The sequence below is a fragment of the Burkholderia sp. LS-044 genome, from assembly GCF_004803625.1.
Classification (GTDB): domain Bacteria; phylum Pseudomonadota; class Gammaproteobacteria; order Burkholderiales; family Burkholderiaceae; genus Burkholderia; species Burkholderia cepacia.
This window is the reverse complement of the sequence record NZ_SSWO01000001.1, coordinates 391,873-404,294: the sequence shown is the minus strand read 5'-3', so window position 1 is coordinate 404,294 and position 12,422 is coordinate 391,873. Positions and strand designations below refer to the sequence as shown.

Genomic DNA, 12,422 nt, shown 5'->3' with positions numbered 1-12,422 from the left:
AACGATCAGTCGGCGAGCGGCTGCGGCGCACGGCGCCGCTGCCAGTTTCTTTCACTGAAATGCAGATAGAGCAGGCCGGGCAGGCCGAGCGCGAGTTCGCGCGCGCGCTTCGCGAGCGACAGCGCGAGCGCCGCGTCGGGCGGCAGTCCGACCAGCGGCGCGAGCAGCAGGTAGCCGCCTTCCTGCGCGCCGAGCGAGCCCGGGATCGCGAAGGCCGCGCCACGAATGGCCTGGCCGACGCTCTCGAGCAGCAGCGCGTCGAGCCAGCTCACCGGGTGCCCGAGGAAGTGCAGCGCGAGCCACACTTCCGCGGTGCCGACGATCCAGCCGACGAGACTCAATGCGAACGTCTTCGCGACCTTCGCACGATCGCGGTACAGCGCGCCGACCGCGTCGTCGATCGCGTCGGCGCGGGTCGCCAGCGACGACCAGTCGCGCGGGCCGAGCAGCTTCGACGCGAGGCGCAGGCCACGGCCGAACAGCCCGCGCCGCTGCGCGACGTAGAACAGCGCGGCGAGGGCGCCGAGCACGCCGGTGGCGATCAGCGCGGGCGTGCGCAGGTGCGCGACCGATTCGTGCGTGGCGTACAGGCTGAACGCGGCGATGCCGATCAGCGCGAACGCCATTTGCGAGAGCGCCTGCATCGTCGTGCTGACAGTGACGGCGGCCGCCGCGTCGGCCATCCGCGTGCCGCGCTGCGCGAGGTGGCGCACCATCAGCACGGGGCCTCCGATCTGCCCGGCGGGCAGCAGGCTGTTCACCGATTCGCCGACCCAGCGCGCGCGCAGCGCGTTGCGGAGTTCGGCGCCGGGCTGGCCGTGGCGGAACATCACGGAGATCGCCATCGCGTCGATCACGAGCGGCACGACGTGGAACGCCGCGACGAGCGCGAGCCCCCAGCCGGCCGCGAGGAACGTGGACGCGACCGCGCCGACGCCCTGCCAGGCGAGGAGTGCGACGAAGAGTGCGGTCCCGAGGGACAGCAGGATCAGGCCGGCGCGTGTCATGACCCGGTCGGGCGTCGCGTCGCCAGTTGCTTGAACACCTGGCGGAAGCCGAAATACGCGATCGCGTCCTTCATGTTCGAGATGAAGCGCTTCCACGGGCGCATGCCGGGGTTCGTCACGTATTCGAAGGTGAGCGACACGCGCATCTCGTTCTGGCCCAGCGGCGTGATGCGGTGGCGCAGCTTGTCGCCGTCGAACAGCACGATGCCGCCGTCGGCAATCTGGACGGAGCCCGGTTCGTCGGCGACGTCCGGATTGCGCGTGTGCAGCTCGTAGTCGAGCCGGCACGACGATTCGTCGATCACGCCGATCAGCAGCGTATAGCGGCGGCCGTCGTAGTACGACGTGTCGTAATGCCAGCCGATGTGGTCGCCAGGCTTCGTGTAGTAATACAGCGCATACGCGTGCGGATCGTCGTCCGGCGACAGCATCAGCTTGTCGCCCGTGACCTTCTCCAGGAAGGAGATGAGAGCCTTCGAGCGATACAGTTCGGCGATGTACGGCGCCTGCTCGTCGATCGTATGGCGGCTGACGCTGCCGCCCTGCTTGTGGCCGGGCAGGTAATTGCGGTTCAGGCCGGCCTGCATCGCGCGGGCGGCCGCCGCGAGCTTCGCGTGCGCGTCGGCTGGCAGGAAGGCGTCGAGGTACAGGAACGAGCCCTGGCGGGTGTAGTCGCCGCGCAGGCGGTCGAGGTCGAGCGAACCGACGCAGTCGGCCACGGTGCGATCGGGATCGGCGGCCGCCGCGCGCGCAGGCGCGGGGCGTGCCGGGCTCAGCACGGAGTCGTCGCGCGTGCTAGGAGTCATTTGGAAGCCTGGATTTCAGTTGGATTCTGCGCGACGTTGCCGCGCCGGACGATGCGCCACCAGTCGATCACGACCCATGCGGCGAAGAGCGGGGCGCCGATCGACGCCGCGAGCAGGAACGGTTCGACGCCGTCGAAGAGCGTCACGAGCGGCAGCAGGTACAGCACGTCTTCGGTTTCGAAGCCGCCGGCGAACGCCTGCTTGGTGCCGGCCTTGCCGGCGATCGATTCGATCCGCATGCGCAGGAAGAAGATCAGCGCGACGGCGGCGCCGGCCACCGCGCCGAGCAGCACCGGCGACGCGGCCATCTGGCCGCCCTGGGCGACGATGCCGAGGCCCATGCTGACGAACAGCGCGATCGTGACGAGCGCGTCCGCCGCGAGGTCGTAAAAATGACCGATCTTGCTGGATTTCCCGCTGATGCGGGCGAGCTCGCCGTCGGTGTGGTCGACGAAGTTCGACAGCACGATCAGGAACGCGCCGGCATTGCTCCAGCCGAAGCCGCCGTGCGCGAGGCACCAGGCGCCGGCGAGGCCGATCAGCAGACGAACGGTGGTGAGGTGATTCGGGGTGACGGGCGTGTCGACGAGCGGTCGGACAAGCGAGCGCGCGAGCCGCGCATCCCAGGTGCGTGGCAGGGGCGGTTCGGAACGTGTGGCGGTTTTTCTTTGGTCCATCGGCGAAATATATACGGAATTGTAATTTGTTGCTTTTTATTCGATCAATGTCCTGACATGAGCGAGTGTTACCGCGTCTTGCAACGATCGGCCGACCGAAAAGCGCGTGCGCGAAAGGGCGGCCGAACGGGGCTGCGGGATCCGTATTCCAGTGTGGTTCGCGTCGCGCGCCTGTCAAGGGCGGACGGGCCTCACAGGCCGGTGCGGCGGTGTTTTTCGCGCTTCCCGGCGGGAGACGCGCGGCGCGTGCGAGCTTGACGTGCGTCAGGCCGGCACAACCGGCATCGGGTGACAATTGGCCGCGCCGGATGCGGCATCGACCATTGCCGATCGACAGGCGATGAATCGCAATGAAAATCCGTCGATTGATGTGTGCGGATTGGTGATCGTCGACCGGTCGTTGTGTTCGATGCTTTCGTGCACCTTTCACGTGCATTCGAATTGAACGGGGCGCCTGTCACAGAACGGCCGTTCGATACGCGGCAAATCCGGCAACGATCTTTTTCATACGGCGGACATTTCGCGGCGACCGCCTCTGAGATACTCCGACCATGCCTGTGGTGCCGGCCGCCCGTCGCGGCCACAAGGGCTTCATGTCGCTCAGGAGACACCCCCAGCGACGTCAACGACAGACCAAAGCATCAGAATCCAGCCATGTCTTCATCACGCATCCTCGCTCCCGCCCTGCGTTCGCTCGTCCGCACCGCCGACGAAGCCGCCGCGCTGATCCGTCCCGGCATGACCGTCGCCATGAGCGGCTTCACGGGGTCGGGCTATCCGAAGGCCGTTCCGGCCGCGCTCGCCGCCCACATCGACGCGGCGCACGCGCGCGGCGAGGACTTCCGGATCAACGTGCTGACGGGCGCGTCGACCGCACCGGAACTCGACGGCGCGCTCGCCCGCACCAACGGCATCTCGATGCGCCTGCCGTACCAGTCCGACCCGACGCTGCGCGACAAGATCAACGGCGGCGAAGTCGACTACCAGGACGTCCACCTGAGCCACGTCGCGCAATACGCATGGTTCGGGCTGTACGGCGATCTCGATGTCGCGATCGTCGAAGTCGCGGGCATCCGCGAGGACGGGCTGCTGATTCCGTCCGCCTCGATCGGCAACAACAAGACGTGGCTCGAACGCGCGAAGCACGTGATCCTCGAAGTCAACTCGCGCCAGCCGCTCGGCCTCGACGGGATGCACGACGTCTATTACGGCACCGCGCTGCCGCCGCACCGCAAGCCGATTCCGCTGACGAAAAGCGACGACCGGATCGGCGAGCCGTACCTGCGCTGCCCGGCCGACAAGATCGTTGCGATCGTCGAGACGGATGCACCGGATCGCAGCAACGCGTTCTCCGCGCCGGACGTGACGTCGAAGCAGATCGCGCACCAGCTGATCGATTTCCTGCGCCATGAAGTGAAGCGCGGCCGCCTGCCGGAAAACCTGCTGCCGCTGCAGTCGGGCGTCGGCAACATCACGAACGCGGTGCTCGCGGAGCTCAGCTCGGCCGGCTTCTCGAACCTGACCGCGTACACCGAAGTGATCCAGGACGGCATGCTCGACCTGCTCCAGGACGGCACGCTGAGCTTCGCATCGGCCACCGCGCTGTCGCTGAGCCCGGCCGCCGTGCAGCGCTTCGCCGACGAAATCGCGACGTTCCGCGAGAAGATCGTGCTGCGCCCGCAGGAGATCAGCAACCATCCGGAACTCGTGCGCCGTCTCGGCTGCATCGCGATGAACGGGATGATCGAGGCCGACATCTACGGCAACGTGAACTCGACGCACGTGATGGGCACGAAGATCCAGAACGGCATCGGCGGCTCGGGCGACTTCGCGCGCAACGGCTACCTGTCGTGCTTCATGTCGGCGAGTACCGCGAAGGGCGGCGCGATTTCGCGGATCGTGCCGATGGCGAGCCACGTCGACCATACCGAGCACGACGTCGCGGTGGTCGTCACCGAGCAGGGCCTTGCCGACCTGCGCGGCCTGTCGCCGAAGCAGCGTGCACGCAAGGTCATCGCGACCTGCGCGCATCCCGACTACCGGCCGATGCTCGAGGATTACTTCGAGCGTGCGTCGCGCGAGAGCTTCGGCAAGCACACGCCGCACCTGCTCGCCGAGGCGCTGTCGTGGCACGAGCGGTACGTGCGTACGGGGACGATGAAGGCCTGACGGTTCGGCCTGCGACGGGCGCGCGCCCGTCGCATCGTCAATCCATCGCCGCATGCGCGATCTCCACGCTCGCCGTTTTCTGCGGCGGGCGGATCAGCAGCAACAGCGGAATCATCAGCAGCGTCGCGACGAACATCAGCTTGAAATCGTTCAGGTAGGCGATCATCGATGCCTGCTGGTTGATCGTGCGGTCGAGCAGCGCGAAGTCGAGACGGCTGCCGGCCATCGCCTGCACGGCCGGGTTGAACGGCGTGATCTGCGCGGCGAGATCGGCGTGCGACACCTGCGTGTTGCGCGTCATCAGCGTCTGCACGATCGAGATGCCGATACTGCTGCCGATGTTGCGCATCAGGCTGTAGGTGGCCGTGCCGTCCGCACGCAGGTCGGGCGGCAACGTCGAGAACGACAGCGCGCTCAGCGGCACGAACACGAGCCCCAGCCCGAAGCCCTGCACCACGCCCGGCCACACGATGTCCGCCTCGGATAGCACGACCGTGTACTGCATCATCTGCCATAGCGCGAGCGCGGAAATCGACAGCCCCGCGAGCAGCAGCATCCGCGCATCCACGTATTTCAGCAGCCTGCCGACGAACAGCATCGCGATCATCGTTCCGGCGCCGCTCGGCGCGGTGACGAGGCCCGTCGTCGCGACCGGGTAGCCCATCAGGTTCTGCAGCATCGGCGGCAGCAGCGCGCGCGTCGCGTACAGCACCGCGCCGACCACGAAGATGAACAGCGTGCCCGTCGCGAAGTTCGGGTCGCGCAGCAGTTCCGACTTGAAGAACGACGCCTTGCCGACGGTCGCGGTATGCACGAGGAAGAACGCGAAGCTGAGCGCCGCGACGATCGCCTCGATGCGGATCTCGTACGAGCCGAACCAGTCGAGCTGTTCGCCGCGGTCGAGCATCGCCTGGAACGCGCCGATCGCGAGCGCCAGCGTCGCGAAGCCGAACGCGTCGAATTTCACGTGCGGGCGCGGCGCGCGGGCGGGCAGGAAGGTCATCACGCCGGCCAGCGCGAATGCGCCGATCGGCACGTTGATGAAGAACACCCAGCGCCAGTTGTAGCTGTCGGTGAGCCAGCCGCCGAGCGTCGGGCCGAGGATCGGGCCGACCATCACGCCCATCCCCCAGATCGCCATCGCCTGGCCCTGCTTCTCGCGCGGGTTGATGTCGAGCAGGATCGACTGCGACAGCGGCACCAGCGCGGCGCCGAACACGCCCTGCAGCAGGCGGGCGCCGACGATCTGCACGAGTGTCTCGGACAGCCCGCACAGCGCGGATGCGACCGTGAAGCCCGCGATCGACACGATCAGCAGCCGTTTCACGCTGAGCCGGTCGGACAGCCAGCCGGTGAGCGGTGTCGCGATCGCCGCCGCGACGATGTAGGAGGTCAGCACCCACGTGATCTCGTCCTGCGACGCGGACAGCGTGCCTTGCATGTGCGGCAGCGCGACGTTCGCGATCGTGCTGTCGAGGGTCTGGATCAGCGTGGCGAGCATGATCGACAGGGTCAGCATCGGCCGGTTCAGGGCGGGCGAGGCGGGGGCGTCGGCGGCGGGGTTCAAGCGGGTGTCTCCGTGAGGCGGTCGCCGTGGGCGGCGATCCGGTATCGCTGGAATTATAAGCACGCTTATTATAGATCCGCTTATCGCCTGGCCGCGAGCGATGGGTGGCCGTCGGCTTGACCCTATAATCCCGGCATGGACAAGACCTACGAGAACCGGATCGGCTACCTGATTTCCGACGTGGCCCGCCTGAACGGGCGCCTGTTCGACCGGCGCGCGAAGCGCATCGGGCTGACGCGCGCACAAAGCCGCGTGCTCGCATACCTGACGTGGAAGGGCGAGATGAATCAGGCGCGGCTCGCGGAATGGCTCGAGATCGCGCCGATCTCGCTTACCCGGTTGCTCGACCGGATGGAAAGTTATGGCTGGATCGAGCGCGTCGCGAACGACGACGATCGCCGTGCGTTCGTGATCCGGCTGACCGACAAGTCGCGCGAGATCTTTCCGCAGATGCTCGAAGTGGGTGACACCGTCGTCGACGACGGTTTGCGCGGCTTCACGCCCGACGAGCGCGATACGCTGGTGCGGCTGCTCGGGCGCGTGCGCCACAACCTGATCGAGTGCGGCGGGGAGTGATGGGCGGCGTCATCCGGGCCGGCCGGATGAACGGGTTGACCGCTACGGGAATACCGGGTGGCCGTGCGCAGGCGTGCCACGTTGGCACGGATGCCGGCATGGGCACTGCCATCGCCGTTGCCGTTGTGTCGGCGCGGCCATCACTCGGCTCGCGCAGGACAAAGCGCCCGCCACACTTCGACGAAGCGCTTGTGCGGGCGTCGACGTCGGCTCCGTGGAGCCGGCGCTACCCGTCAAGGCTTCGAAGACGGTGTGCTCAACGGGGCAGCGCTGCCAGCGTGAACGCCGCCAGATAAAGCCCCACACCATACGACAGATGCGCGATGACACTGCGCCGGCGCGCGACGCCCGGGTGCGGCGTGCGCGACGCCGCGATGCCGAGGCCGAACGCGGGCTGCATCACGAAGAACGGCGCGACCACGCTGGCGAGGCCGGCGACGAGCGCGGGGAGCAGTGTCGGTGTGCCGATCCATGCCGTGCCCGCGATCGCGACGGGCAGCGCCGCGTACGCGATGCCGATCGCGTAATGCGCGATCCAGCCGAGCGTGCGTTCGCCCGGCACGGGCGGCGCGGCGGCGATCGACACGTGCCGGAACCGGCCTTGCATCATGTGACCGATCCAGCGGCCGGCCAGCGCATGGTCGAGCGACGGAATGCCGAACGCACGTCGGCGCAACAGCGCCCACAGATCCATCACGAGCGTCGCGCCCGTGCCGATCAGCAACAGGTTGAGCAGGACGTCGGGCAGGCTCATCGCGGACCACCGGCGCGGAGGGCGACGGCTGCGCGGCGCAGCGGGATACAGCGTGGATTCGGCGGTTTCATGGCAGTCAGGGCTTGTCTTTATGGAGTCGAGCGCCTATCTTGCAACCTCAAGTTCACTTGAGGTCAAGCATGAGTCGGCTGGACATTGCGGATGTGGCGCGGCGCTCGGGATTGCCCGCATCGACGCTGCGCTACTACGAGGAAAAGGGGCTGATCGTCCCGATCGGCCGCCACGGGCTGCGGCGGCAATACGACGAGTCGGTGCTGGAGCGCCTGGCACTGATCGCGCTGGGCCGCGAGGCCGGTTTTTCGCTCGACGACATCCTCGCGATGGTGGACACGGGCGGCCTGCCTGCGATCGATCGCGCGAAGCTCGACAGCAAGGCCGACGAACTCGACCGCACGATCCGCCGTCTCGGCGCCGTGCGCGATGCGCTGCGGCACGCGGCCGTGTGCCCGGCGGCGAACCATCTCGAATGCCCGTCGTTCCAGAAGCTGCTGCGCATTGCCGCGCATCGCAATCCGGCGCGTCGCGCGAAGGCGGAAGGCGCATAGGTTGCGCGCCCGCTCGACGTGCGGGTGGCATCAGCAGTCCGGCGGCAGGGTGGCGGCGGTGCCGATCCCGGCCGGAATTCGAAAACGAAACAGGAACAACGGGGTTGACGCGTGTCGTTATTGCTTGCGCCATTGCTGGTGCTTTATGTGCTTCCGGCCGCGTACGCGGCATCGAAGGTCGGGCCGCACTACGGATTTCTCGCGGGGTGCGCGACGATGGCGGCCGTGCTGGCGGTGCAGACAGCCCTGCTGACGTGGGGAACCGCCTGGGTGAAGCGACGGCGTGGGGGCATCGGGCAGCCCGAGACGGCCGCGCAGGCCGTACCGGCCGACAGTCCGGACGACGAACCGGCTGACGGCGCTGAAGACGCCGGCGATGCCGACGACGCACCCGACGTACCGCTTCGATACGGCGAGCATGCACGATTCAAGCAAGTGGATCCGATGGCTGGCGACGCGCGCTCCGACGTCGCGCGCTATTTCTACGACAACGCGAAGCGGACGATCGAATCGTATGTGGACGTCGAGACGGGGCACGGCGATTCGGGCGCGTCGATGGTGTCGATGGCCGAACTTGCCGTCGAGGATGGGGGGCCGGCCGCGCCACCTGACCAAACGCTGACCGTGTTCGTGTCGAACGACGGCGCATGGTCGGGGTTCCGCGTGGGCGACGACAGCTTCCGCTTCCGTCACGGCGCGATCACGAGAGTGCGGCTCACGCGGGTGATACCGATACGCTGGAAGGGCGGCTACACGGTGACGTTGTGGTTCGACGTGCCGAACCGGAAAAGCGGCGCCGATTACGTGTCGTATTCGACCTGGTTCGATCTCGCGGTGGAATATTCCGGTCGCCGCACACGCGCGCTCACTCATGCCTGTCGCGAGATCGCGTCCGTGCTCGGCGTGGCGTTCGACGTCGACGAAACCTCCGACGACTGACTGACTCAGCCCGCGTAGTACACGCGGCACTCCTGCTCGCGCCCGCGCACGATGCGCTTGCCGACGAGCGAGCCGACCGTTTCGGTGAAGACGGTGCGCTGGTGTTCGCGCTGCCCGGCGTCGTAGAAATAGAGCGAGACCCAGTCGGTCGGGCGGGAGGCCTCCGGCGTGCGCATCGCGGCAAGCAGGCACAGCGCCGTGAAATGCCAGCCGCCCTTGGTCATGTGCATGACGGGCGACGGCACGTAACCGTCCACGTTCAGGCGCCGGTGCGCGAGCGTCGGCAACACGCCGGCCGCGGCCTTGTTGCGGTACAGGCGGTCGATGTAGAGCAGCAGTTCGACGGGGGGCTCGGTGCCGGGGCCGGCGTCCTGCACGTGGCCCTGCCAGCGCCGGCGGCGGCTCAGCACATCGTCGAGCGCGGTGCGGATGCCGGCTGCACGCCGCGGGCCGACGCCCGAGATCGTTTCGAGCTGGCCGTTGCGGGCCGCGCGTTCGAGCTCCTCGAGCGTATCGATGTGAAGCAGGTCGTGAATGCGTAACGCGAGCGCGTGGCCGATACCCGGCACCGCTTCGAATGCGGAGGTGCGTACGGCGTCGCCGCACAGCCGGTCGAGCTGCCGCCAGCGCCCGGTCACCAGCAGTTCGGCAATCGCCTGGGCGACGCCCGTGCCGATCTCGGGCAACGTACCGAGCGCATCGACGCCGCCGGATTCGAACAGCGTGCGGATGTCGAGGTCGAGCGCTTCGACCGTCCCGGCCGACGCACGGTACGCGGCGACCCGGTAAGGATTCGCGCCCTGGTCAGCCAGCCGTTGCGCCGCCTCGCGCAGGCAGGCCGCGATATGCCGGTTTTCCTCGTACGTTTGGCTGGCGCTCGTCTGCATCGCGAGGGACCCGGGGAAGCACAAACGGAATGGACACGGCGAACGATGCGCCGGTCGGCTGTTCATCATTGTCGCGACACGCGTTGAAGAAAACTTGACGCACGTCAATAGCAAACGTAGCACAGGTGCGAGGTGCACGGTCGTGCCGGTAGGGGCACGACCGTGCGTCGCGTGATGCGGTCACGCGTCGAGAAACGACTGCGCGTTCTCGGCCTCGGCGGCCGTGCGCAACGCGGCGAGCGCCCGTTTCTCGATCTGGCGCACGCGTTCACGCGACATGCCGGCGTCGTGCGCGATCGCATCGTAGGTGTCGGGCTCGGCGCCGCCGAGACCGAACCGCCGGCGCAGCACGTCGGCCTCGGCCGGCGTGACCGACCGGAGCAGCGACCGCACACACTCGCGCATGCGCGTGTCCGCCAGTTGCTCGAACGGGCTGGCCGACGCCTGGTCCTCGATCAGCTCCACGAGGCCGGTGTCCGCGTCGGGCAGCGGCGCATCGAGCGACACGGGCTCGGCAGGCAGCGCGAGCACCGCACGCAGCTTGTCCTCGTCGAGGCCGGTTTCGGCCGCGAGTTCGGCCGGCGTCGCCCGGCGCCCCGTGCGCTGGTGAAAACGCAGCGCATGCCGTTGCACACGCTGGTACTGGTCGCCCACGTGCACGGGCACGCGGATCGTGCGTGCGCGATCCGCGACCGCGCGCGCGATCGCCTGGCGGATCCACCAGGTCGCATAGGTCGAGAACTTGAACCCGCGCCGGTATTCGAATTTCTCGATCGCGCGCATCAGGCCGAGGCTGCCGTCCTGCACGAGATCGGGCAGGTCGACGCCGCGGTTCATGTACTTGCGCGCGATCGACAGCACGAGCCGCAGGTTCGCCTCGAGCATCGCGCGCGTGGCTTCGCGCACTTTCTGCTGGCCGTCGGCGAGCGCTGCGGCGAGTGCCCGCCGCGCGACCGCGTCGAAGCTGGCGGCTTCGCCTGCTTCGGTGCCGTGCGGCGCGGACGCGAGCGTGCCCACGACGCGGCTCGCGTCGTCGACCGCCGGTGCGAGCCACGCGATCGAGCCCAGCAGGGCGGCCATGCGGTTACGCGCGTCACGGTATTCGTCCGAACGGACGCCATGCGCGTGCAACGCGCCGCGCAGGGCCGCGACGGCCGTCTGCAGTGCGTCGTAGCTGGCCGGCGCGGGCGTGTCGGGGGCGTCGCCGTCGGAAGCCCCGGCGCCGCCGGTCGTCGCCGTCGCGCGGTGACGCGCAAGCAACGAGTCGACCGCCGCCGGATAGCCGGCGATCGCATGCAGGATCTGGTGACGGCCCGTCTCGAGTTCGCGGGCAAGCACGATTTCGCCTTCGCGCGTGAGCAGCGGCACCGCCTGCATGCGCCGCATGTAGAGCGCGAGCGGGTCGGTCGACGCGCTCGTGCCGCGTGCGAGGTCGCCGAGCATCGCGCGGCCTTCGTCGAGCGCATCGCGATCGACGTCGACCGGCGACGAACCGGCGAACGGCGCAGGCGCGGCCGGCTCGTCGAGCACGGCGATGCCGATGTCGGCGAGTGCGGCGCGCACGACGTCGAGCGCGTCGGGGCTGTCGCTTTCGGGCGGCAGCGCGTCGACGAGGTCGGCGTGGGTCAGATAACCCTGTTCGCCGGCGAGCGCCAGCAACTGGATGATCGGATCGAGCGGCGTGTCCGCCCGGGGAGTGGGGCGTGGCGTAGTCATGTCGATGGCGGCGTGAACCGCGCTCCTGTCTGGGCGGGCCGAAGCCCGCCGGTTTCGGGCCGCCGGTTGCTCGCGAACCCCGTCCGCGCCGGCCAGCCTGACATCGTTCAAGTTGAGGGCATTTGCGCGAACTTCAACGCGAGCGCGGCAGACCTGCCAGCATGCGGCGTGCCTGCGCGCGCGTCTGGTGCTGGAAACAAAAAGTAACCGATCATACCGGGCGGAAATCTGCAGGGGACGTAAGCTAGAGTCAGGCGCGCAGCCTGGCTGCGCAGCGCAGATTCCGCCGGAGCAAGAAATGACCCCGATTCCTGCCGCGAGGTATGCGGTATTCGCGTTGACCACGCTGGCCCTCGGCGGCTGTTATTACACGAGTCCGTACGGCTATGCGCCGTATTACGCGCCGGCGCCGGCCACGCTGACGCAGCGCGAGATACCCGTCACGCCGGCTGCACCGGGTAGCGCCGCATCGAGCCAGGGCTCGACGGCGGTCGCGCCGCCCGTGGCCGACCCGGCTCCCGTCTACGTCGCGCCGGCCTATCCGCCGCCGTATCCCTATCCGTATCCGTACTATGCCCCCGCGTATTACCCGGGCTGGTACGGCTGGGGAGCGCCGGCGATCTCGGTCGGCTTCTGGGGCGGCTGGGGCGGTGGCTACTGGCGCGGACGCGGCGGGTACTGGCATCGTCCGTGGGGTGGCGGCCACTGGGGCGGCGGCCACTGGGGTGGCGGCTGGGGCGGGCATCGGCACTGACCGG

Annotated in this window: 12 protein-coding genes; 5 read left to right on the top strand and 7 right to left on the bottom strand. The window is 68.4% G+C overall.

Going from position 1 to position 12,422, the window contains the following annotated elements; translation table 11 throughout:
* Positions 1–5: 5 nt before the first annotated feature.
* From E9536_RS01760 to E9536_RS01750, 3 genes are read right to left on the bottom strand one after another with little or no spacing between them, the layout of a single operon-like run.
* Complete coding sequence (locus tag E9536_RS01760; RefSeq protein WP_027791323.1) at positions 6–1,007, bottom strand: HpnL family protein; 1,002 nt, start codon at positions 1,005–1,007, stop codon at positions 6–8.
* Positions 1,004–1,813: a 2OG-Fe(II) oxygenase gene (locus tag E9536_RS01755; RefSeq protein WP_059485097.1), complete on the bottom strand. Its 810-nt coding sequence runs from the start codon at positions 1,811–1,813 to the stop codon at positions 1,004–1,006. Before E9536_RS01755 ends, E9536_RS01760 begins: the two co-directional genes overlap by 4 nt.
* Positions 1,810–2,490: a CDP-alcohol phosphatidyltransferase family protein gene (locus E9536_RS01750; RefSeq protein WP_021162080.1), complete on the bottom strand. Its 681-nt coding sequence runs from the start codon at positions 2,488–2,490 to the stop codon at positions 1,810–1,812. The genes E9536_RS01755 and E9536_RS01750 overlap by 4 nt, the downstream gene beginning before the upstream one ends.
* Before the next feature lie 654 nt (positions 2,491–3,144).
* Here E9536_RS01750 and E9536_RS01740 point away from each other — a divergent pair.
* Positions 3,145–4,659 (top strand): acetyl-CoA hydrolase/transferase family protein, encoded by a 1,515-nt coding sequence (locus E9536_RS01740; RefSeq protein ID WP_136469166.1) that lies wholly within the window; start codon positions 3,145–3,147, stop codon positions 4,657–4,659.
* A 37-nt stretch (positions 4,660–4,696) separates the two neighbouring features.
* Here the strand turns inward: E9536_RS01740 and E9536_RS01735 are convergent, their stop codons facing one another.
* Positions 4,697–6,226, bottom strand: a complete 1,530-nt coding sequence (locus tag E9536_RS01735) for a DHA2 family efflux MFS transporter permease subunit (protein ID WP_027791326.1) — start codon at positions 6,224–6,226, stop codon at positions 4,697–4,699.
* A gap of 135 nt (positions 6,227–6,361) precedes the next feature.
* Between E9536_RS01735 and E9536_RS01730 the strand changes: the two genes are divergently transcribed.
* Positions 6,362–6,802 carry a MarR family transcriptional regulator gene (locus E9536_RS01730; RefSeq protein WP_060085107.1) on the top strand — a complete coding sequence of 147 codons (441 nt, stop codon included), beginning with the start codon at positions 6,362–6,364 and terminating at the stop codon, positions 6,800–6,802.
* A gap of 256 nt (positions 6,803–7,058) precedes the next feature.
* Here the strand turns inward: E9536_RS01730 and E9536_RS01725 are convergent, their stop codons facing one another.
* Entirely contained in the window at positions 7,059–7,556 is a 498-nt protein-coding gene (locus E9536_RS01725) for a DUF2938 domain-containing protein (protein WP_136469165.1), read from the bottom strand.
* A gap of 140 nt (positions 7,557–7,696) precedes the next feature.
* On the opposite strand from E9536_RS01725, the gene E9536_RS01720 reads away from it, so the two are divergent.
* Positions 7,697–8,122, top strand: a complete 426-nt coding sequence (locus E9536_RS01720) for a helix-turn-helix domain-containing protein (RefSeq protein WP_027791328.1) — start codon at positions 7,697–7,699, stop codon at positions 8,120–8,122.
* A gap of 111 nt (positions 8,123–8,233) precedes the next feature.
* Positions 8,234–9,061: a hypothetical protein gene (locus E9536_RS01715; RefSeq protein WP_136469164.1), complete on the top strand. Its 828-nt coding sequence runs from the start codon at positions 8,234–8,236 to the stop codon at positions 9,059–9,061.
* Positions 9,062–9,066: 5 nt separating this feature from the next.
* Here the strand turns inward: E9536_RS01715 and E9536_RS01710 are convergent, their stop codons facing one another.
* Together E9536_RS01710 and E9536_RS01705 are read right to left on the bottom strand one after the other, a co-directional pair.
* The gene (locus E9536_RS01710; protein WP_021162072.1) at positions 9,067–9,948 is read right to left on the bottom strand and encodes a helix-hairpin-helix domain-containing protein; all 882 of its coding nucleotides are present in this window, start codon (positions 9,946–9,948) and stop codon (positions 9,067–9,069) included.
* A 180-nt stretch (positions 9,949–10,128) separates the two neighbouring features.
* Positions 10,129–11,664 (bottom strand): sigma-70 family RNA polymerase sigma factor, encoded by a 1,536-nt coding sequence (locus E9536_RS01705; RefSeq protein WP_136469163.1) that lies wholly within the window; start codon positions 11,662–11,664, stop codon positions 10,129–10,131.
* 298 nt (positions 11,665–11,962) lie between these two features.
* Here E9536_RS01705 and E9536_RS01700 point away from each other — a divergent pair, with 298 nt between their 5' ends.
* Positions 11,963–12,418, top strand: coding sequence for a hypothetical protein (locus tag E9536_RS01700; protein ID WP_060171193.1), 456 nt, complete (start codon positions 11,963–11,965; stop codon positions 12,416–12,418).
* Positions 12,419–12,422 lie beyond the last annotated feature (4 nt).